This is a genomic window from Lactiplantibacillus pingfangensis (assembly GCF_005404945.1).
Classification (GTDB): Bacteria; Bacillota; Bacilli; order Lactobacillales; family Lactobacillaceae; genus Lactiplantibacillus; species Lactiplantibacillus pingfangensis.
This window is the reverse complement of sequence record NZ_BJDG01000032.1, coordinates 1-21,499: the sequence shown is the minus strand read 5'-3', so window position 1 is coordinate 21,499 and position 21,499 is coordinate 1. Positions and strand designations below refer to the sequence as shown.

Here is a 21,499-nt window from a genome sequence, read left to right as displayed (position 1 = left end):
CCTGATTCGCTACCTGAGTTTGAGCCAGAGCCGGAGTTCGAACCGGAACCTGATTCGCTACCAGAATTTGAGCCAGAACCGGAATTCGAGCCGGAACCTGATTCGCTACCTGAGTTTGAACCTGAGCCAGAGTTCGAACCAGAACCTGATTCACTACCAGAATTTGAGCCAGAGCCGGAGTTCGAACCTGAGCCTGATTCACTACCTGAGTTTGAACCTGAGCCAGAATTTGAACCTGAACCTGATTCACTACCAGAATTTGAGCCAGAACCGGAATTCGAGCCGGAACCTGATTCACTACCTGAGTTTGAGCCAGAGCCGGAGTTCGAACCAGAACCTGATTCACTACCAGAATTTGAGCCAGAGCCAGAATTTGAACCTGAGCCTGATTCAGAACCTGAGTTTGAACCAGAACCAGAATTTGAACCTGAGCCACTAGTAGCAGCATCAGCAGGAGTCATCACCGTAACCGCATCACCAGTACTACCAGCTTTAGTTGGTGTAATCGTCAAAGCAGCTTTTGCTCCAACAGTTGCTGGAACTGCAATCGAGTAGTTACCATCCGAGCCAATTGTACCGGTACCAACAGTCGCGCCAGAAGCATCCGTAATTGTCACAGTTGCCCCAGCGGTCCCTTGACCAGTTACCGTATAGCCATCAGTTGAGTTTCCTTTAACAGTAACGTTAGAAGAAATTTCAACCCCGCCGATATTTTCAAAGGCTGTTTCAATGTCCAATTCAGAAGAATTTTGAACCGCACGGCCGTCATTATAGCCATCACCATCGGTATCAACCATCAATGGATTCGTGCCACGAGCCTTTTCTTCACCATCAGTTAAGCCATCACCATCAGTATCGGCTTTCAATGGATTAGTGTGATCAATCACTTCTTGACCATCAGAAACGCCATCTTCATCAGTATCGGCTTTCAATGGATCAGTGCCGTATTGTAATTCTTGATAGTCGCTTAAACCATCGCCATCGGTATCAACTTTATTAGGATCAGTTCCCATTTTAAGTTCAACGGCATCAGGAATACCATCACCATCAGTATCGACACCTTCAGAGAACGACGGATCGCCACCTAATGGATCAGTATCTTTACCATCAACAATCCCGTCACCGTCAGTATCAACCATCAATGGGTTCGTACCAGCCTTGATTTCGGCACCATCAGATAAACCATCACCATCAGTATCAGCTAAAAGCGGATTAGTGTGGTACTTAGTAACTTCATCATAGTCACTGATCCCATCACCATCAGTATCTTGATCGGCCTTTAAGGCATTTTCATTACCAGTTAAAATATCATCTGGCATCCCAGCCTTAGTCCCATATTGCTTTTCTTGAAGGTCAGTTAACCCGTCACCATCAGTATCCGCAACATGTTCGTTAGTATGATCAATATACATTTCATTGAAGTCTGAAACACCATCACCATCAGAATCAGTTGCAATGGCATCTGGACTCGTGGCATTCAATGGATCAGAATCATTGTATTTGGTTGCACTTAAGTTTTGTAGAACTAAGCGTGCAGCAACACCAGCAGCACTAAGTTTCTGTTCCGTTGTTAATGAATCATATTGTTTTTGTAAGTTTGATTTGTTAACACGTTGATAAGCAATCGACGTTTGAACAGGTGTCGATGGGCTGACGTCATAGAAAGTTGGTGTTGAGCTAACAACTAATTGCGCAAAGTTACCAACGCCTAAAGTTGCTAGTGTTTGGTTCCCCGTGCTAGTTTGTGCCGAGAAGTCTGGATCCGTAAAGCTAACTGGTAAGACAACTTTTTGCGTCCCACTAATCGACAAGTCCGCAACTTGACCTAATGCTTGACCAACTGTATCCGCAATAAATTGGGTCACAGTCGTGAAGGCACCTTGCACCTTGTTGTTTAAGGTATCGGTTAAGTTTTGTAGTAAGTCACCAACAACTGGTAATTTACCAAGCGCGGTCCCACCACCATTGACACTAGTGTTAGACATCGCAATTAATGATGCAATCATGTCATATAAATCGACAATCCAAGTGTTAACCCAAGATTGTAAGTAGTTCGTTAATGATTCAGTTAACGTTGAATCATTCATCACTTTATAAGTGCCATCAGCTTGTTTAGTCACATTAGCTAATTTGGTAATAGCCAACGAGTTACCACCTAAGGAAGCTAAAGCGGCTTGGTCATCTTTAACTTTTTGCACTGAAGATTCCAGCCCAGCATAGTAAGCGGATTGTTTCAATGCAGGCACAATTGCAACAATTTGAGCAATCGTATCTGGAACTAAAGCAACTACCCCAAAGGCACTTAAGATACCAGTGATCCCAGAAGTAAAGATCTTGAATAAGTTTTCAATTGGCCCACCAGTAAAGGTCGTTTCGATGACAGCGGTATTAGATAGCTTATCACCGGCCTTAACACCTGATTGACCAAATAAATTATTAGACATCGAAGTGGCATCAGTAATCTGGAAGGTTTCACCAGTATCGTTGTTCTTAACAATGGCGCCGGCCCGGTTAGCACTTTGAACAGTCCAAGTTCCAACCTTAATGGAGTTACTAATCCGGTTATCAAAACCAAATGTCGCCCCATTAGTCGTTGAACCAAGTAACTTAACTGACAAACCTGGGTTTTCAATCGCCGCAACGATATCGGTGTAACGGGTTTGTAAATTGTTATCGTCAGAGCTCAAAGCCCCTTGGTCATTCATGATGTCGACACCGACCGAGGCAACTTTATTGGCGCCAGAAACGTAAGTCTTCCCACCGTATAAGATGTCATCATCATAACTATCATTGTTATCAGTACTATTATCATTAGTAGGACTAACAGCAGTGCCTGATTCATCGTAAATCTTACCAGAATTACGTTGATTCAAGTTGGCTGCGTTAGCTTGTTTAATCATTTGAGCAACCGCATCAGTTAAACCTAATTGCGCCGTTGCGGTGTTATCCACAGTATAACCAGATTTACCGAAGACTTGGCCTTCTAGTAAACCAGTTTTACCAATCGCATTGGTGTCAGTCGTGTTATTAGTTAAAGTCAATAATTGCGCTGTTGAACTGACACCATCTTTAGTGACAGTAATGGAAACTTGATCTCCAGAAGCCACATTAGATAACGTTGCGGTATAAGTCCCATTGGTTGCAGTATTAGCCGCAACAATTGTCGCACCTGACGCACTCTTAAAGGTTACTCGTGAACCGGCAGTTGCTTGACCAGTAACTGTAAAGCTACCGTCCGCATTATAAGTTTGAGTAGGTGTTGACGTTAACCCAACGCCAGTTCCCCCATTAGAACCGGTGGTCGTTGGATCAGTTGAACTAGTCGTAACCGTTGCGTCTTCAACAGTTGGTGTCGCTAAAACTGCTGAACGTAATAAGCTGGCCGTATTGGCAACAGCCATCGCTGATTGTATTTTTTGAGCAACCGCATCAGTTAAACCATTTTGAGTGGCTGCAACATTAGTTGTCGTGTTATCGGCAGCGGCTGGGTTAGCTTGACCCGTCGTTGCGTTACTTGACGAACTAGTTTGCGTTGCGGCGGCACTAGCTAAGCCATTTTGGATCGCAGCTGCATCGCTAACGGCATTGGCAGTCGTCTTAACGGCTGCTTCAACCGTCGCTTTAGCGGCGGTCGTGTCATCAGTTGTTGCTGACGCTTGGCTTGCGGCACTAGTAGCCGTCTTGGAACTGCTGGCCGCACTAGTTGCGGTGCTTACAGTTGCTGAAGTCGTACTTGTTGCTTTAGTGCTAGCAGCACTTGCAGTTGACTTAGCAGCGGTTGAATTGGTTGCCGCTGCTGGAATTGAAACTGTGACACTTGAACTGGTTTGACCATTACGAGTAGCTGTTAAAGTGACCGTTTGACCAGCTTTAGCAGTGACCGTATAAGTCCCAGTACCGGTGGCTGTGACGGTTGCCTGAGTCGCGCCATCAACGGTGACATTGATCGTTGCGCCAGCAGTGGCCGTCCCAGTCAAAGTAGCAGTATCCCCACTAGTTGTGACCGTTGGTTGACCAATTGTTGGTGCACTTTCAACCGTCTTAGTTGAATTAGCAGTAGTCGTTTGACTAACTGAATTGCCGCTTGCACTCACCTGTGCACTAGCCTGGGCAGTATTAGCGACTGCACTAGTAGCGTCAGTCGTTGCTGACCCACCACTACTGCTCCCGGTAACGACTGTTTCTTTAGTAGCCGTTGCATCGGTTGTATCCGCGTTAGCATTCAATACCTGACCGTTCAGAATTGGCAGCGTCACAAAGAATGTCGTAATCAAGCCAGCGTATACCCACTGTCTACCTGATTTATACATCTTATATCGCTGTTTAGTGTCAGTGTCAATACGTTCGAAAGAATGGATTCCCCTGATTTGCATTCTAAATAAACCCCCTTTTTAATTACGCCAAAGCAAGACATTTAGTATACCCCATACTATTTTCACTAGGTCATTACTTCAACGCATATACTATAACTAATTTTATAGTTAAATGCAATTAATTAATTAGGTGTTACAATATAAACCATATTAATATTTACATGTGGTAATTCATAAATCCACTCAAATCATTGCATTGCGGGAGCTTATTAATCGTGACGAATTTTTCTTATCCAACAAATTTTCAATTGTTTTTACAAGTTTTAAAAACTCGCTTTAACACTGTCTTACCGGCATTCGAAAACATCTTAATGATAAAGTTAATGCTTAAATTAGTTAAAAAAATCGTTGTCAAAACAAATAACTATTAGTTCACAGTGTAACTGGTACAATACGACAAAAATAAAATAACCGTCTTTAATAATTTACGTGTATTTATCATTTAAATATGATATGGTTATCCTCGAATCATTCTATTTTAAAAGACTAATACCGCTGTTTCGCGGGATAATAATTATTATATTTATTTTTAATTTATAAGAATGGTAATTGTTTCCGTGACTCCGGGTGAGTTAAATCATCATTTAAGAGGGAAGATTTGATGGTGGTAATGACTGATGGTCAATATTCACAGCCAACACAAATATTTTGCACGGTCATCATGGCCGTTGAGCTATATCTTGGAGGGGTCTCTAATGAAATTTTTTAAATCAAGAGAAAAGGAAGTCACTAATCGTACGAATGCGTTGAAAACACGCGCTGAATCATCACCCAGCGAGTCGAAATCAACGCCAGTCCCAACTGTTACACCCGCAACCACAACTAAAAAAACGATTGCAAGTCCAGACACAGAGACCGGTACTATCAAACGAAGTTACGATCTCGATACTTTAATTAAAAAGATCACCAGCATTAGTGCTGATTACAATCAAGTACGCACTCAGTTGCAAAATCAACTCTTTAATGAATTAGATGAGCAACAACAAACCAAGCAAACGGTTCAACAAACCATCGTTAAAACCAACCAACAGATGGCCGCAACGTCTAAAACGATCACTAAACTTAAACAATTAGATAGTGACGAACTTGAAGCCCAACTTGCTGCTAAGCAAAAAGCCATTGCAAACTTAACACGTTCACAACCGCTCTTCACTGATAATTTAACGGCATTGGCTGATAAGTTGAAAGTTATTTCGGATCGGCAAGCAGGGTTAAAGACCAAACAAGACAAACTCAGTGGTAACCGTGATGAAATCGTCGCTAAGCTGCATGCCGAAGAAGATCCACTTAAAATTTTGTCATTAGCCGAAGCCTACCGCGAACGCTTAGAAAAGATTGAAAAACAAAGTAAACAACTTGATGAACAACAGTCACAAGCAGATGACGAAGCTAGTCAACTCAACGTTCAAGTTCAACAAACCAATGAAGAACTGACCGAACTGAATAAGTCTCTTAAAGTTGCTACCGATGAACAACAGACCATCGAGAAACAATTGTCGGTCGAACAATCACAACAAAAACATCAACTTAGTCAAGGTGAACAACAGTTAGAAACCCTGACACAAACTAAGACCCGGGCCACGGCACAATTGGCCCACTTAACCAAACAAATTGAACATAATAAACGTCAATTAGCGAACTGGTTTGGGACGACTCATCAGGTCTTGCCGCTGCCGATGGATGAACATCATCAGTATGCCGTCGCCTTAGAGGCGTTTTTACCAGATCATCCCGTCGCTTTAGCGCAAACTGCTCAACGATTACTTGACTTGGGCGCCAATCGCGTTGGTCTGTACTCAGAACTTTTCGACATCAATCTATCCAACGAGATTGATCTCTGGGCAAGTGAGAACGAGCTCGATCGTGATCAATTGACCATTATCAATCCACTTTATCAAATTCAAAATCAAGGTAGCTTGACCGGCGAACCCGTTAAGCTCCCCCAAAATATTGCGCATAAAGAATGGGACCCAGCATTACAAGTCTCAAATGTCGTGCTCAATGACAACAGCGGTCAATTACAAGTGAAATACCGGCCAGAAAATCCAGAATTAATTGGTGAAATTAGTTATATTACCGGTGATCATTTGACAAAACGTAGCTTCTTCAATAGTCACGGCTTATTATCGGCGAATGCCCTGTTTACTGCAGATGGCTCATTGGAACAAGAACAGTATTATCGCAAAGACGGTCTCGTTGGCCTGACAATCGCCTATAAAGATGGTCAACAATCCGGTGTCGCCCTCTTTGATGGTGCCGGCATTCAAACGAACACCTTCATCAACACCGAGAGTATGATTACCTGGTGGATGCGCCATTACTACCCACAAGATTGTGCGCTGATCGGCCATATTGACAATGATAACTACAACCGGTTTGTTCAACAAAATCACCTTGCCGCCGTCCCATTTGTGGCCGCAAGTTCTCTGAATAGTGAACAACTCAATTATTATTTGCAACAACCTGATCAACAACGTTTCATCGTTGCAGATTATCAGACTGCGCAATCACTCATTCAGCACGCTGACAGCAATCTTGAGTTAGGCTACCTCAACTCGGTCTACCTTCCTACACAGATTGCTGGACCGAACCTCACCACTGGCTTTCTTGAAAATTAGCTTCTGACTAAAATGCGACCTTGATTTGGGCTCGTATTTTTTAGTGACCCACCGTAAAAAAGTCGTTCATGAAAAATCTTCGGATTTTTCATGAACGACTTTTTTCATCAAGATAACGATTACTTACCAGGGTACGTTGTTATCATGCTGATTTGTTAACCTAGCAAACTAACATTTTAGCTAATCGCCCGAATTTTGAAAAATAAAACTCGAGCCTATCACCAAGACCACCGTGAAGTTGCTAACTGGCATTATGATGAAGCGAGTGACACATATACAGACTTAGACGGTACCACCTTTACTTTTCGCAATTATCTAAAATCACTAAACAACCGGATTCTTGGTGCTTATCTCAATTCAAAAATTTTTCGCAAAAACGTTATAACACGAAACAAACTCATTTGGGCAACCACGGGCTCTGGCATCCATTAGTCACTATTCACAGTCCCAACATGTCTCTGACATACGGCACTAGTTCTTTGTACGTCTTATCAGTAATATGATTGACCACTTCGCCGTTGCGGGAAACAAAGTCGAAATTCTGTAGTTGCCACAATGCAACAAACCCCTTGACACCATCTCTGTGTCCACCGGCTAATAGGATTGGTAAATACCGAGGATTAGTCGTATACCGCAGCGAGGCGTTATGGGCACGACTAAAATCATCCCGGTGGCACGCGTATAACTGCTAGAACTCATTACTACCATGTGACGGCGGACATTGCCGGTACTTGCCGAATAGCCGCCGTATTCTCTGCCTGAATGTAGCTCTACAACGACAACATCCTTTTGTTCTGGTAGTCTCATTCTTCCAGCCGTTCCTTTCCTACCGGGTCAAGCAATTGTAATTCTGGATCTTCTTGCAAGTCCCGCTGGTAGTCGTAGTTCATCCAATCAGCGTCATCAAAGATATTGGGTTTGCTAACTGGCTGATAGACAATTGAACCATCTGAACGCTGATTGACCGTGTACTGACAACCAATCTCATCTTTAAAATCTGCGGAAACAGTCAAAACCAAGCTGTTCCCCGATTTTCTTAGTGTCACTAGCTTACTCATTAATTTTTATCATTAATATATACCGAGGTCTTCTTTCTGTAAACACACCTGTATATACAAGCGTTAGTCTTAATTCAAAAAAAGTCGTTTGCCGGCGATTATGACAATCACCAACAAACGACCTGATTTATTTAAGTTAAACTCATAAGAAAAGCCGACCGGAGTCAGCTTCTCTGAATCAAAAATCTAATTATTTAACAGCTGGAGTTTCGAACCAGCCAATACGTGATGTGATAACATCAACGATGGCTTTCTTACCAGGAGCCAATAATTTACGAGGGTCATAGCCCTTACCGATTTGGTCAGCGCCAGATTCGATGTAAGCACGAGTAGCGTTAGCGAAAGCAACTTGGTTTTCGGTGTTAACGTTAACCTTGCTGATACCCATTTCAACGGCCTTAACGATTTGTTCCTTAGGAATACCAGAACCACCGTGAAGTACTAATGGCATCTTAACAGCGTCTGAGATTTCTTGTAAACGATCGAAGTGTAAGCCAGTCCAGTTTTCTGGGTACTTACCATGGATGTTACCAATCCCAGCAGCTAAGATATCAATACCAGTAGCAGCTAAAGTCTTAGCTTCTTCAACAGATGCTAATTCACCTTCACCGATGATACCGTCTTCTTCACCGCCAATTGAACCAACTTCAGCTTCAACAGAGATGCCTTTAGCATGAGCTAATTTGACGATTTCCTTAGTCTTTTCTAAGTTTTCGGCAAATGGTAAGTCATGGCCATCAAACATAACTGATGAGAAACCAACTTCGATACATTCTTTGGCAGCTTCGTAGTTACCATGGTCTAAATGCATAACAACTGGAACAGTGATGTTCATGCTTTCCATAGTATCAGCAACTAAGTCCATAACGAGCTTGTAACCGCCCATGTACTTAGCAGCGCCCATTGAAACTTGAAGAATAACTGGGGTGTTTGTATCTTGGGCACCCTTTAAGATGCAACGAGTCCATTCAAGGTTGTTAGTGTTAAACGCACCAATAGCGTAATGGTTCTTGTATGCGTCTTGTGTCATATCAACAGCATTTACAAATGACATAAAAATAACCCTCCTAGGTTAATTAAGAGATACGATTTTTGAATCACATTCATTTTAGCACACTTTACCTATGAGTGATAACCGATTTGCGATATTTCTTAACCAACCCAACCCGCCTAATACCGGGGGTTGTCAGACCATTTGAATTGTAAGCCTTTCCACAAATATCATTCTACTTATAACTTGATCCAGTTACGGCAGTCAACTTACGCTAAATTCACCTTATTTTCATTTGTGAATTTAGTAACTATATGTGCAACGTCGCAGCGATGTAAGCGTTTTCTTTAATTTCACAATAAAAGCCAATTAGACCGGTGTTATAATCACTAGTCAAAAATAGCTTGCATTAAAAAAGTTATCATTTACATTTGTGAAGAAGTGTTTATAATAAGACTTGTGAAATAAACAACAAGTATCGTATCGCTTAGGAGGAACCACTCGATGTTGAAAGAAATTGATGCAAAAACTGATGTTGAACAATCAATTGATCGCCTAGTGTTAAACGCCTCTTTGGCTGCCAGCCGTTTGGAAGTCATGGATCAAGACCAAATTGATGAAGCTGTTACTGCAATGGCCCACGCGACCCACGCGGCTCGTGGGATGTTAGCGGCAATGGCCGTTGATGAAACTGGTCGTGGGAACTACCGCGACAAAGTTGCTAAAAATGATTTTGCCGCCAAAAACGTCTATAACTACATTAAAGACGATAAGACCGTCGGCATCATCAATGACGATCCCGTTACTGGGATTACAAAAGTTGCCGAACCGGTTGGGATTATCGCTGGAGTTACCCCAGTCACCAATCCGACGTCAACGGTTATCTTCAATGCGATGCTTGCTTTAAAGACGCGGAACCCAATTATCTTCGGTTTCCATCCCTTTGCGCAAAAATGCTGTGTTGAAACTGGTAAGATCATCCGTGATGCTGCTGAAGCCGCGGGCGCGCCTAAGGATTGGATTCAATGGATCAAAGTCCCTAGCATGGCAGCGACTAGTGCGCTCATGAACCACAAGGGTGTCGCCACAATCATTGCAACCGGCGGTGCCGGCATGGTCAAGACAGCCTATTCAACTGGGAAGCCAGCCCTCGGTGTTGGTCCTGGTAATGTGCCTTGCTTCATCGAAAAAACCGCCGACGTCAAACAAGCCGTTAGCGATGTGATCACTTCTAAGTCATTTGATAATGGGATGATCTGTGCTTCTGAATCCAACTTGATCGTCGATGACAGTATTTATGATCAAGTCAAAACTGAATTAAGTCACAACGGTGTCTACTTCGTTGGTGATGATCATTTTAAAGCCCTCGAAAGCACCGTCATGAATTTAACTAAACAAGCTGTTGATCCTAAAGTTGCTGGTCAAACGCCTTGGCAGATTGCACAATGGGCCGGTTTCGATGTGCCTGCAGATACGAAAGTCTTAGCCGTTGAATTGCCTGATATCGGTGGTGACCAAGTGCTCTCACGTGAAAAGTTATCACCAGTCTTAGCCGTTATTCATGCTAAGGATACTAAGGCGGGCTTCAACTTGATGAAGCGGAGCCTGTCACTTGGTGGCTTAGGCCATACCGCTGTCTTGCATACGACTGATGAAGACGTGATGAATGACTTTGCGATCGAAATGACTGCTTGCCGGGCTTTGATCAACGTACCATCTTCTCAAGGTGCAATTGGTTTCAAATATGACAATGTTGCGCCATCATTAACACTGGGCTGTGGTACTTGGGGTCATAACTCAATTTCCCATAACTTGGAAGACTGGGACTTATTGAATATCAAGACCGTTGCCAAGCGTTTGAACAAGATTCGTTAAACCTTCAATTTTTACAGATGTAATTGTTTTGCCGCCAAAAGCGCCGCTACTCAGCAAGTTTGCTTGCTAGTAGCGGCGCTTTTTCGTGGCTTAGGCCAATTTTTTAAATTTAAAGGCATCGACAGCATGATCTGGCCGATAGAGAATGACGCGTCCAACACTCCAAGTCAGATAACCAATAATCACTGCCAAAGCTAGGCTAATACTGAACGGCATTTCCCCGGCATAATTATCAATCACAACGGCATACACCGTCCGGCCAAATGAGGAGAAACCAACGGCAACGGCCAAATAAACGACCGTTAACCATAAGAAAGCCGTTCGGAAACGCGGAAATAGCATAAAGTTACCGGCATTTTCCAGTGACAAATGCTTGAAAGCCCAGTTATCCATCACCCATAAGAATCCGATGATTAGGAGACTTACTCCGCTAAACCAGCCTAATCCCGCCCAGGTTGACTGATCAAGCGAAGCTAAATAACTGGTATTGTAAGGATTCACCCCAATCGCATAACTAAAGAGGTTGAACGCCCCTTCCAAGGCAAAAATTAAACTTGGGATCGCAATAATTGTAAACAAGGCACTGGCTACCGCTTGCCCTAACCACAGCCCAATCGTTGCCACAATGGCATATAAGGCTAACAAGAACATTAACTGACTGAGTGTATAGCGCAATTCTGGCCCCCAGCTTAAATTAAAGCTAACGCTGTGATGAATCAGTAGGCGCAAGGTGCCTAAAAATATGACATGCATGGCAACAAAACTGCCGATAATCGTACAGCCGAAAATTACTAATTTTTGCGTAAATAATTGCTGCCGCGTCGCGCGTAAGCTAAATAAATAATGATTAAAGTTCGTATAGTTATCCCACATGAATGTCAACCAACCGAGAATCAAGACAACAATGAAATTAACGATCAACATCGTGGTTCCGCCAATATTTGCGGTATAGCCACCACTCGTAAACGCCCGTGTCGTTGCTTTAATCGCCACATCATTGGCAGCCATAACCTCACTAGCTGCCTTAAATCCGGTAATTAATAACACTGCGATTGCCGTCCATAAAATTCCCCGATAACGATGCCATAACAGGCGTCTAACTTCATGATTACTCATTGTTTTATTTCCCCCTATGACAATAGTTCATAATCGCCGGCATCCGTTAAATTGGCCATAAATAAGTCGGTCAATGATAACGGCAATGTTTCCTGAAAAGCCGGTTCAGTTGCTGCTAGCGCCGTTTGTAACGTTGGTGTAAAGTCTTCAAATACGACGACAATCACACGTCCAGAAACACTCACGATATGTCCTTGTTCCCGCAGCAACGTTGGAATCTTTTTATCACGATAAACCAGTTGTAATTTGCGGGCTTGCGACCGCATCGTCTCTAACTGATAATCGTGAATCAAGCGGCCCTGCTTCAACATGAGTGCCCGATCAATGATGCCTTCCAATTCGCCCAGATTATGCGACGCAATCATAATCGCCCGTTTTTGAGAAGCCGCCTCATCAATTAAAATACTGAGAACATTTTTTCGGACAATCACATCGAGGCCATCCAGTGGCTCATCTAGGAAAATATAAGGGGCATTGGTCGCCACACTGAGAATAATCGTAAACAGCCCAAACATTCCTTTTGAGAAATGCCGTAATTTCTGGTTTGCTGATAAATGATATTTCGTCAATAATTGATTGAACTTTTCCTGATCAAAATCAGGATAGGCCGTCTGATAGTACCAAGCAACTTGTTGCGCGGTTGCCCCTTTGAAGAAGTTCGCTTGCGGGTCAACGAAACTCAGCTTCGTTCGTAACGCTGTGTTGGTAAATAGACTTTCGCCAGCAACCGTGATTGTTCCCTTATCGGCCAAATATTGACCATTAATTGTCCGAAATAGACTCGTTTTCCCAACCCCATTGCGGCCAATGACACCGACAATTTGTCCAGGTTGAATTTCAAAACTGATTTGATCCAATGTCGCCTCATGATTGATTTGCTTGCATAGCCCACTAACTTTCAAACTCATAATGACTGGCCCTCCATTTTCGTTAACCAAGTGATCAAGTCGGCAATCGTGATGCCCGCCTGACCTGCCTGTAACACCAATTGTTGTAATTTTAGCTTCACCGTATCTTGCGCCGCAGTTGGGTCTACCGCATTCACGTAGGTTCCTTTTCCTGGAACCGTCCGAATGACCTGCTGCGCTTCTAGCTGTTTATACGCCTTACTGACCGTATTAGGATTCAATAAATGCTGCTTAGCCATTTCGCGTACTGATGGTAACTGGTCATCCGCCTGTAAAATTCCCTGCGCAATCTCACGTTTAAGTCCCGCCACTAACTGCGCGTAGTACGGTTGTCCGCTATCGTGATTAATTACAACCATGCCGTCACCTCCGTAACTGTATTATGCTGTACTACGTGTATTGTACGGTGTAATACAGTTAGGTGCAAGGACGGAATTGTTAACTTTTGGTAAATTAAGGCAGGTAGCAGGAAGTGGGCACTAGCAAGTATCGTCGTGAAAACCGGATGATTGGGGTTCGATTATTCGGTTTTTGTCGTTCTATTGTATTCGTGGCTTTGATTCCACATCTCAGCTATAAATCATCGACGACAAAAAAAGACTTATCTATCAAATTACTGATAAATAAGTCCTTCAAAACTATTTCCGTCGTAATTCCAGCGCGGTGTACTCCATCACGCCCATTAATAGCACCAAACTAATTGGGAAGGCAATCACGCTCACTGTTAAACTAGCGGTCAATTCGAAGAAATAAAAGACACTTGCTAGTAAGACAATCGCGGCAATCAACATTCCAGTATCCACTTTTCCCCAGTGTTTTAGCATCAGGTTATCCTCATTTCAAGTTATTTTATCAACACCAGTGTAACACGACTCGCATCAGTTTATGAGACCGTTTACTTAAGAATCTGGTTAGAAATCGTCCCATAATCTCAACCCGATTTCTAAGACAATAAAGCTGTTCAAATTCCTAATTACCACGCTTAGTTAACTCATGCCAATAGTAGCCAGTCCCGACAATTAATCCAACCAATCCAGCGGAAAGTGACCATAAAAAGTTGAACAGACTACTGGCCCCAAGCACAAAACTTAAACTACCAGTGAGAAAGAGAATTCGGGCACCTAAAGTCGTCACGAGCTGCCAGTTCTTGCGTGCAAGTGGACCGGCAATCTGAAGTCCCCATACTGGATTTCGTGGTAAATAAGGCACAGGAAGGCCAATCAACGACAATAACACCCCAATCGCGGTGTAGTGGTCATTGATTGCAACAGAGCTAAAAGCCTCGGGCAGGACTAATAATAATGACGCATAAACTAGGAAAGCAAGTTGTAAATCCGCTTTTAAGCCGGCAGAAACCTTGTCAGCCACCGACTTCGGCAAATTCAAACTCAATCCATATCCAATCGTCATCGTTAAAAGTAACCCCGTTGATCTGATTGGCTGACTTTTCAACGTTGCTAATTGTAAAATCCAAGTCACACTTATGATCACGATATTGCTTACTTTCAAGCTTAGCATCTTGATAGGCACTCGTTCTGGTAGTAGCATCCTTGTCATCTCACTTTGTTTGAAATCACAATTGATGCCACCTACCTTATGACAGCTAAACACTAAAAACCAATCACCAGTTTCGTTTGGTCATCGTCAAAATAAAAAGCGCCTGTCCAAATTAATCGCAGCCGCGTTTCAAGTTGGAAAGGTGCTTATTATAAGATGCATAAAAAGGATTGTGACTACTAATACGTCCACAACGTTGTGGCATATAGGACACCAACCAGAAGCAACAGCCTCTAGAAACTAAACGAGCACACGTGTCATGGTCGTCACCGCTAAGCGACTGTTCTCTGCTAACGGTAAGAATAGCTGATCCCCATCATCAAAGCCTAGTTTCTTCCAAAAAGCTGCCACGGCAGTATCTGACGAAACCCGCGTCAATTGTAGACAGTGAATATCGCTTTTGAGCGCCGCCTTCATTAAGCCAGTCGCAATCACACTGCCAACTGACCGACGTTGATAATCGTTGCCGACCATCAACAAGCCAATGAACAAAAAGTCTTGTTCCGGATACTGATTCAAAATATCCAACACTGCAACTAAATGATTGGCCAAATAAAAACCGAAAACTTGTTTCTGAGCCGCGACAATTTCATCTGGATGAGCCGTTAAATCATCATGAATTTCGGCTAACGTTAGCTCATTCGGCGAAAACTGTCGATGGTACTCGGGATTGCTTTGTTCCAAAGCTAATAATTCTGCCTGATCAGCGTCAGTCAAAAAACGAATTTTAAAATTGGGTAATTCTGCTTGTAAGGTTGCTAATTTCATATTGTTTACTCCAATGTTTTTTCTAAGTTATACCAAGTTTCGCCCGCATGACTAGATGCCGCCACGCCTTGGTTCTGATAGCCGTTACGTTCATAAAATGGGATCAAACGTTCCAGACAAGTTAGCGAGACGCTTGCGCGCTGTGCTTTACGAGCTACTTTTTCTAAAGATGTTAATAACTGGCTACCGATTTTTTGATGCCGTGCCAATGGTGACACCGCCAAAGTAAAGACTAGCTGATGACCGCCATGCGCCAAATTAGTCGGTGTGGTGACAAACATCTCATCTTCAATAAACCGTTCAGCCACCGCTGGACCAACAATAAAGCCTAAAACCGTCTCGCCTTCGCGAGCGACTAGAAAGGTGTCCGATAATTTTTCAATCCGGTCACGGTAGGCCAGCTCACTCCCGGCCTCGTCCGCCGAAAAGCCGGCCTTTTCAATCGCCATCAATTGTGCTAAATCTGTCATTTTTACGGGTGTTATTTTCATTAAAAACGCTCCTTTAACTCAGTACTTCTAGTGTAGCAGAATCGAGGTCATCCGGGCATTTTTTACGCGGCAAAAATTTTTCAGCCAAAAAAGAGTATGACGTGTCGTATCACTAGCCGTCATGCTATACTTAAGTTGTGAATTCGGTTACATCAATGTGAATTCAATATTCTTATTGAAATTAGGTGACGATTATGCCAGCACAATCAGCAGAACAATTATGGAAAGACTTCAATGAAACCACGAACACCAATGGCGCTTCTTATCAAACACGTTGGTTTGGGGAACAAAATAAGCCCGCCGAAGTTCAAGCGTTAACCGATGCCATTTTATCTGGCGCCAAAACGGCAACCACTACACCACTTGATTCATACACCGCAGAACAAGTTGCGATTCCACAAGTTGGTGACTACAATGTCCTTTTAAATGGTGACATGAAACCAGTCGCAGTCCTTAAAACGGTTGTCTCCGAATTGATTCCGTTTTATCGTATTTCCGGTGAGCACGCTTATCACGAAGGTGATGGCGACGGCACTATCGGTGATTGGCGCAAACGGAAAACTGAAGAATTCACGCCAGCCTTGGAAGAACACGGTGCCGCGTTAACACCTGACACTCCAATGGTCAGTGAAGTTTTCGAAATTGTATTCCGCGCAGATTAACTCAATACTAATCACGGCCTGAGACCGGTGTGTCTTAGGTCTTTTTTTGACTTAATCAGCTAACGTAGAAAGGGCCGGTCGCTACGTCAGGCAGAAACGTTGTGTTCTGTAGAACAGTCCCAGTCAAAGGACGGTCCGAGACTTCGATTTAAAGCCTGTCAATCTTACCCACACAGCACAACGATTCTGACCGTCTTCACTAAGCTTAATTTGCTGGAGGTTTGGACTGGTCACATCGGTCGTGATGGTGGCGTAACATCGGCGTTTTTTGCCGACGTTACGCCACGGACGGTCCGAAACACTTGCGATTTATGCAAGGGTTTCGGGCGAGGGCCAAGACGTTCCTGGCTTGGCCCGGTCCCACGACCGCATGTGATCAGTCCCAACCGGAAGTGAAAGCTGTATTGACACGACGGGGTTATTCACGAATTTCATCTTTCAAGCTTTGCAGTCATCGCATTGAAACCCAACTTTCATCAAAATGTAACTTTTCTTCAACGAAACTTTCGCTATAATAATGACAGCTCAAACTAAACTTGTTGTTTACTATTACAAAACAAAGAGGTGATTGTCATGGATATCGGTCAACGCATCCGCAACCTGCGTATGCAAAAACAATTGACCCAAGAGGAACTGGGTGAACGGACAGATTTGAGTAAGGGTTATATTTCCCAACTCGAGCATAATCAGTCATCACCCTCGATGGAAACTTTCTTTGCCATCCTAGAAGTCTTAGGTGAAACGCCCGCTGCTTTTTTTACAGCGGAAACGCCGACCGACAAGATTGTTTATCATCCCAATGAACAAATCGTATTTGACGATGAAGCCCTGGGCTATCAGCTAAAATGGTTAATACCGGCATCGAACGAAAATGAGCTCGAGCCGGTCAAGATCACTTTAGCTCCCAACGGTCGCTTCAAACCCTTCGAGCCCTCGCCAGCGGAGACATTAATTATCGTCCAAGCTGGCACGCTCAATTTACACCTAGGATCACAAGACTATCATGCTACCAACGGGGATAGCTTGTATTTTCACGCAACGCAGGCGCACCAACTCACGAATATCGGACTCGAACCATGTACGTTCACCCTCGTGACCACCGCGTCCTACTTGTAACTATAAGGAGGCCTTCAAATTGGCGGTTAACACACAACCAATCATTCGCCTAACCAATGTTTGTAAGAGTTATGGCGATCAACAAATTCTCAAAAATATTAATTTAGAACTCGAAGCAGGAAAATTCTACACGTTACTTGGCCCTTCTGGCTGCGGTAAAACGACGATTTTGCGAACCATTGCGGGTTTCACCGACACCACGGCTGGTCAAGTTTACTTTGACGGTCAAGTCATCAATAATTTGCCGGCAAACCAGCGCCAAGTCAACACCGTTTTTCAAGATTATGCCCTTTTTCCCCATTTAAACGTCGCCGAAAATGTCGGCTTTGGCTTAAAACTACATAAAATTGGCAAAAAGGAACTCGACGAACGGGTGCAACAAGCCTTGGCGTTAGTTCAGTTAGCCGATTTTGGCGACCGCGAGATCAGTGAAATCTCTGGTGGACAGCAGCAACGAGTCGCGATTGCCCGCGCGCTAGTGATGCAACCGAAAGTCCTCCTGCTTGATGAACCCTTATCCGCGCTCGATGCTAAATTACGCAAGGACATGCAATACGAGCTACGCGAGCTGCAACAACGGCTCGGGATTACTTTCCTATTTGTGACCCACGATCAAGAAGAAGCGTTAGCCATGAGTGACGAAATTTTCGTCATGAATAACGGCCAAATTTTGCAAGGCGGCACCCCCGTTGATATTTACGACGAACCAATCAACCATTTTGTCGCTAACTTTATTGGTGAAAGTAACATCATTCCGGGAAAAATGTTAAAAGACTACACCGTCGAATTCGTCGGCAAAGAATTTGAGTGCGCCGACGCCGGCATGCGTCCCGACGAAGCCGTGGAAATCGTCTTACGACCGGAAGATTTGGATATCGTCCCCGCTGACCAAGGAAAGCTAGTCGTGACGGTGGATTCACAGTTGTTCCGGGGAAACTATTTTGAAATTGTCGCTTATGATAATGATCAAAACGAGTGGCTCGTCCATTCAACCAATCCGGCCGATGAGGGCACCCCGATTGGCTTAACCTTTGATCCGCAAGACATTCACGTCATGCGGTTGCACGAAACCGAAGCCGCCTTTGATGCGCGACTCGAACAATACGAAGACGATTAGGGGGGATCGCTATGCAACGAAAACAACGCTTGAGCCGCAATACGGCTTACTTTGTCCCCTACTCACTTTGGATTTTATTGTTTGTCATCGCGCCGGTGCTTTTATTAATCTATCAATCATTTTTCAATATTGACGGCCAGTTCACCTTTGCCAATTACCAGACGTACTTTTCATCCAGCACGTACTTGATGATGACAGTCAATTCCGTTTGGTATGCCTTCTTAATTACACTGGCAACGTTGATTATTAGCTATCCGACCGCCTATTTGCTGAATGAAACTAAGCATCCGCAGCTCTGGTTACTGTTAATCATCATGCCAACTTGGATCAACTTATTATTAAAGGCTTACGCGTTCATCGGGATCTTTAGTCAAGCCGGCATTGCCAATCAATTTTTAAGTTTTATTGGGATTGGGCCAAAGCAATTACTATTTACAAATTTTAGTTTTATTTTTGTTGCCGCTTATATTCAGATTCCGTTCATGGTCTTGCCGATCTACAATGCCATTAGCGAATTGAAACCATCTTACGTCAACGCAAGTCGTGATTTAGGCGCCACCAATTGGCAAACCTTTAGTCGCGTCATTTTTCCACTAACTTTACCTGGCGTTAAGGCTGGCATTCAAGCCGTCTTCATTCCATCGCTGTCACTCTTCATGTTGACGCGCCTAATTGGTGGCAACAAGGTGATCACCTTAGGGACGGCAATTGAGGAACACTTCCTAACGACGATGAATTGGGGGATGGGCTCAACGATTGGGGTCGTCCTAATTGTGGCAATGGTCATTATCATGTGGCTCACTGGTGGTAGTGGCAAACGCCACACACGAAAGGGGCTGACAAAATGACACAACGACGATTTAAATGGCGCAATTTGTATCTCTGGTTAGTATTTATTGTGTTATACGCGCCCATCATTTTCTTAGTGGTCTACTCTTTCAGTAAGGGCGATACCATGACTAACTTTCATGGCTTTACTTGGTCTCATTATCAAGACTTATTTGCGGATACGCGCTTAATTGCCATTTTTTTAGACACGCTATTAATTGCTTTATTATCATCCTTATTGGCAACTGCAGTTGGAACCCTCGGCGCGTTGGGCATCAATAACACGACGCGACCGGTAACGAAAAACACCCTGTTAGCATTGAACAATATCTTAATGGTGTCACCAGATGTGATTATCGGGGCGAGCTTCTTGATCTTTTTCACCGCCCTAAAGATTCCCTTAGGTTTCGGCTCCGTTTTACTGAGCCATATTGCCTTTTCGATTCCAATTGTCGTTTTGATGGTCTTGCCGAAGATTCAAGAAATGAGTACGAGTTTATTAGATGCGGCGGCCGATTTAGGCGCCAACAACTGGCAATTATTGAGCCAAGTCATCGTGCCCTATATCATGCCCGGAATTTTTTCCGGTTTCTTTATGGCGTTGACTTATTCGCTAGATGATTTCGCAGTCACTTTCTTTGTCACCGGCAACGGCTTCACAACCTTATCCGTTGAAATATACTCCCGTGCGCGTCAAGGGATTAATTTGGAAATCAACGCCTTATCTGGCCTGATGTTCTTAATGGCGATGGTGCTAGTCATCGGCTACTACTTTATTAATCAATACAGTAGTCGACATCGCACAAACGTTAGGGGGCGGCGAAAATGAAGAAACTCGTTAGCGTGATCATTGGACTCTTGGCGGTCTGTGGTTTACTCGCATTCGGCGCCCATCACTTGCAATCGAGTACGGGAAGTACCGGCTCAAAAGTGCTCAATTTATATACTTGGGGCGACTACATTGATCCAAGTCTCTTGACCAAATTTCAAAAAGAGACTGGCTACCACGTGAACGTTGAAACTTTCGATAGCAACGAAGCGATGTTCACCAAAATCAAGCAAGGTGGCACGAGCTATGATTTAACCGTCCCCAGCGACTATATGATCGAGAAAATGAAAGAAGCCAAGTTATTACTGCCATTAGATAAAAGCAAACTAACTGGTATGCATAATTATGATCCGCGCTTCTTGAACTTAGATTTCGATCGCAATAATAACTACTCCGTGCCGTATTTCTGGGGAACGCTCGGAATTATTTACAATGATAAATACGTTAAGCCCGGCAGTATTCAACATTGGAATGACCTCTGGGAACACCAGTACAAAAATAAAATCATGCTGATTGATAGTGCACGCGATGTGATGGGCTTCTCACTCGCTTCGATGGGTAAATCCATGAATACGACCGATCCGGCTACACTACTTGCAGCCGAAAATAAACTCAATCGTTTAGCACCCAATGTCAAAGCGGTGGTAGCGGATGAAATCAAAATGTATATGAGCCAAAATGAAGCGGCAGTCGCTGTTGACTGGTCTGGGGAAGCCTCTGAAATGCTTGCTAATAATTCACACCTCCATTATGTGGTACCGTCTGAGGGGAGTAATCTTTGGTTTGACAACTTAGTTATTCCGAAGACCGCCAAGCATTTCAAAGCCATCTACGCCTTCTTGAATTTCATGAGCAAACCGAAAAACGCGGCACAAAATGCCGAATACATTGGCTATGCCACGCCAAACAAGCAAGCGAAGGCATTGTTACCAAAGGCGATTCGCAACGATCGACAATTTTATCCAGATAACCAGACAATCAAACATTTACAAATTTACAAAAACTTATCACCAGAAAAAGTTGGCTTATATAACGACCGCTATTTGGAATTTAAGATGCATCATTAACAAACTACCCCTAAATCCTGGTAGACACTAAAAGTGACCGAGTTGATTCTGCGCTAGGCCCTGTCAAGTTGTCAGATGAAATAATATAAATTTACTGTTGTCTCTAAGCGACCTCATTTCGGTAT

General features: G+C 43.6%; 18 protein-coding genes. 8 read left to right on the top strand and 10 right to left on the bottom strand.

Annotated elements, in window-relative coordinates:
• A partial coding sequence (locus tag FFM74_RS12215; protein WP_171000741.1) for an Ig-like domain-containing protein occupies window positions 1–4,373 on the bottom strand: 4,373 nt, incomplete at its 3' end.
• A 695-nt stretch (window positions 4,374–5,068) separates the two neighbouring features.
• Between FFM74_RS12215 and FFM74_RS12210 the strand changes: the two genes are divergently transcribed.
• Complete coding sequence (locus tag FFM74_RS12210; RefSeq protein WP_137626913.1) at window positions 5,069–6,991, top strand: coiled-coil domain-containing protein; 1,923 nt, start codon at window positions 5,069–5,071, stop codon at window positions 6,989–6,991.
• 803 nt (window positions 6,992–7,794) lie between these two features.
• On the opposite strand, the gene FFM74_RS12200 is transcribed toward FFM74_RS12210, so the two are convergent.
• Together FFM74_RS12200 and fba are read right to left on the bottom strand one after the other, a co-directional pair.
• A complete protein-coding gene (locus FFM74_RS12200) occupies window positions 7,795–8,049 on the bottom strand; it encodes an AbrB/MazE/SpoVT family DNA-binding domain-containing protein (RefSeq protein WP_137626912.1) in 255 nt (84 codons plus the stop codon).
• Window positions 8,050–8,239: 190 nt separating this feature from the next.
• The gene (gene fba / locus FFM74_RS12195) at window positions 8,240–9,103 is read right to left on the bottom strand and encodes a class II fructose-1,6-bisphosphate aldolase (protein WP_137626911.1); all 864 of its coding nucleotides are present in this window, start codon (window positions 9,101–9,103) and stop codon (window positions 8,240–8,242) included.
• Window positions 9,104–9,544: 441 nt separating this feature from the next.
• Between fba and FFM74_RS12190 the strand changes: the two genes are divergently transcribed.
• A complete protein-coding gene (locus FFM74_RS12190) occupies window positions 9,545–10,915 on the top strand; it encodes an aldehyde dehydrogenase family protein (RefSeq protein ID WP_137626910.1) in 1,371 nt (456 codons plus the stop codon).
• 90 nt (window positions 10,916–11,005) lie between these two features.
• Here the strand turns inward: FFM74_RS12190 and FFM74_RS12185 are convergent, their stop codons facing one another.
• From FFM74_RS12185 to FFM74_RS12155, 7 genes are all read right to left on the bottom strand, one after another.
• The gene (locus FFM74_RS12185) at window positions 11,006–12,031 is read right to left on the bottom strand and encodes a hypothetical protein (RefSeq protein ID WP_137626909.1); all 1,026 of its coding nucleotides are present in this window, start codon (window positions 12,029–12,031) and stop codon (window positions 11,006–11,008) included.
• A 14-nt stretch (window positions 12,032–12,045) separates the two neighbouring features.
• Entirely contained in the window at window positions 12,046–12,939 is an 894-nt protein-coding gene (locus FFM74_RS12180) for an ATP-binding cassette domain-containing protein (RefSeq protein WP_137626908.1), read from the bottom strand.
• On the bottom strand, window positions 12,936–13,298 hold the full coding sequence (locus FFM74_RS12175; RefSeq protein ID WP_137626907.1) for a GntR family transcriptional regulator: 363 nt from the start codon (window positions 13,296–13,298) through the stop codon (window positions 12,936–12,938). Before FFM74_RS12175 ends, FFM74_RS12180 begins: the two co-directional genes overlap by 4 nt.
• Window positions 13,299–13,577: 279 nt before the next feature.
• Window positions 13,578–13,763: a hypothetical protein gene (locus FFM74_RS12170; RefSeq protein ID WP_137626906.1), complete on the bottom strand. Its 186-nt coding sequence runs from the start codon at window positions 13,761–13,763 to the stop codon at window positions 13,578–13,580.
• A 145-nt stretch (window positions 13,764–13,908) separates the two neighbouring features.
• Entirely contained in the window at window positions 13,909–14,418 is a 510-nt protein-coding gene (locus tag FFM74_RS12165) for a hypothetical protein (protein WP_137626905.1), read from the bottom strand.
• A 318-nt stretch (window positions 14,419–14,736) separates the two neighbouring features.
• Window positions 14,737–15,264: a GNAT family N-acetyltransferase gene (locus tag FFM74_RS12160; RefSeq protein ID WP_137626904.1), complete on the bottom strand. Its 528-nt coding sequence runs from the start codon at window positions 15,262–15,264 to the stop codon at window positions 14,737–14,739.
• Between the two features lie 5 nt (window positions 15,265–15,269).
• Window positions 15,270–15,755, bottom strand: coding sequence for a GNAT family N-acetyltransferase (locus tag FFM74_RS12155; protein WP_137626903.1), 486 nt, complete (start codon window positions 15,753–15,755; stop codon window positions 15,270–15,272).
• Between the two features lie 194 nt (window positions 15,756–15,949).
• Here FFM74_RS12155 and FFM74_RS12150 point away from each other — a divergent pair, with 194 nt between their 5' ends.
• The 6 genes from FFM74_RS12150 (at window position 15,950) to FFM74_RS12125 (ending at window position 21,374) form a co-directional block, all read left to right on the top strand.
• On the top strand, window positions 15,950–16,417 hold the full coding sequence (locus FFM74_RS12150) for an ASCH domain-containing protein (protein ID WP_137626902.1): 468 nt from the start codon (window positions 15,950–15,952) through the stop codon (window positions 16,415–16,417).
• Between the two features lie 573 nt (window positions 16,418–16,990).
• Window positions 16,991–17,533 carry a helix-turn-helix domain-containing protein gene (locus tag FFM74_RS12145; protein WP_137626901.1) on the top strand — a complete coding sequence of 181 codons (543 nt, stop codon included), beginning with the start codon at window positions 16,991–16,993 and terminating at the stop codon, window positions 17,531–17,533.
• A 19-nt stretch (window positions 17,534–17,552) separates the two neighbouring features.
• On the top strand, window positions 17,553–18,650 hold the full coding sequence (locus FFM74_RS12140) for an ABC transporter ATP-binding protein (protein WP_137626900.1): 1,098 nt from the start codon (window positions 17,553–17,555) through the stop codon (window positions 18,648–18,650).
• A gap of 11 nt (window positions 18,651–18,661) precedes the next feature.
• A complete protein-coding gene (locus tag FFM74_RS12135; protein WP_137626899.1) occupies window positions 18,662–19,498 on the top strand; it encodes an ABC transporter permease in 837 nt (278 codons plus the stop codon).
• The gene (locus tag FFM74_RS12130) at window positions 19,495–20,307 is read left to right on the top strand and encodes an ABC transporter permease (protein WP_137626898.1); all 813 of its coding nucleotides are present in this window, start codon (window positions 19,495–19,497) and stop codon (window positions 20,305–20,307) included. Before FFM74_RS12135 ends, FFM74_RS12130 begins: the two co-directional genes overlap by 4 nt.
• On the top strand, window positions 20,304–21,374 hold the full coding sequence (locus FFM74_RS12125) for an ABC transporter substrate-binding protein (protein WP_137626897.1): 1,071 nt from the start codon (window positions 20,304–20,306) through the stop codon (window positions 21,372–21,374). The genes FFM74_RS12130 and FFM74_RS12125 overlap by 4 nt, the downstream gene beginning before the upstream one ends.
• The last annotated feature ends 125 nt before the right edge of the window (window positions 21,375–21,499 follow it).

Coding starts and splice junctions, on each gene's coding strand:
- FFM74_RS12130 (WP_137626898.1), top strand. CDS start 19,495: ATGACACAACGACGATTTAAATGGCGCAATTTGTATCTCTGGTTAGTA.
- FFM74_RS12200 (WP_137626912.1), bottom strand. CDS start 8,049: ATGAGTAAGCTAGTGACACTAAGAAAATCGGGGAACAGCTTGGTTTTG.
- fba (WP_137626911.1), bottom strand. CDS start 9,103: ATGTCATTTGTAAATGCTGTTGATATGACACAAGACGCATACAAGAAC.
- FFM74_RS12190 (WP_137626910.1), top strand. CDS start 9,545: ATGTTGAAAGAAATTGATGCAAAAACTGATGTTGAACAATCAATTGAT.
- FFM74_RS12150 (WP_137626902.1), top strand. CDS start 15,950: ATGCCAGCACAATCAGCAGAACAATTATGGAAAGACTTCAATGAAACC.
- FFM74_RS12155 (WP_137626903.1), bottom strand. CDS start 15,755: ATGAAAATAACACCCGTAAAAATGACAGATTTAGCACAATTGATGGCG.
- FFM74_RS12180 (WP_137626908.1), bottom strand. CDS start 12,939: ATGAGTTTGAAAGTTAGTGGGCTATGCAAGCAAATCAATCATGAGGCG.
- FFM74_RS12175 (WP_137626907.1), bottom strand. CDS start 13,298: ATGGTTGTAATTAATCACGATAGCGGACAACCGTACTACGCGCAGTTA.
- FFM74_RS12170 (WP_137626906.1), bottom strand. CDS start 13,763: ATGCTAAAACACTGGGGAAAAGTGGATACTGGAATGTTGATTGCCGCG.
- FFM74_RS12185 (WP_137626909.1), bottom strand. CDS start 12,031: ATGAGTAATCATGAAGTTAGACGCCTGTTATGGCATCGTTATCGGGGA.
- FFM74_RS12125 (WP_137626897.1), top strand. CDS start 20,304: ATGAAGAAACTCGTTAGCGTGATCATTGGACTCTTGGCGGTCTGTGGT.
- FFM74_RS12160 (WP_137626904.1), bottom strand. CDS start 15,264: ATGAAATTAGCAACCTTACAAGCAGAATTACCCAATTTTAAAATTCGT.
- FFM74_RS12145 (WP_137626901.1), top strand. CDS start 16,991: ATGGATATCGGTCAACGCATCCGCAACCTGCGTATGCAAAAACAATTG.
- FFM74_RS12210 (WP_137626913.1), top strand. CDS start 5,069: ATGAAATTTTTTAAATCAAGAGAAAAGGAAGTCACTAATCGTACGAAT.
- FFM74_RS12135 (WP_137626899.1), top strand. CDS start 18,662: ATGCAACGAAAACAACGCTTGAGCCGCAATACGGCTTACTTTGTCCCC.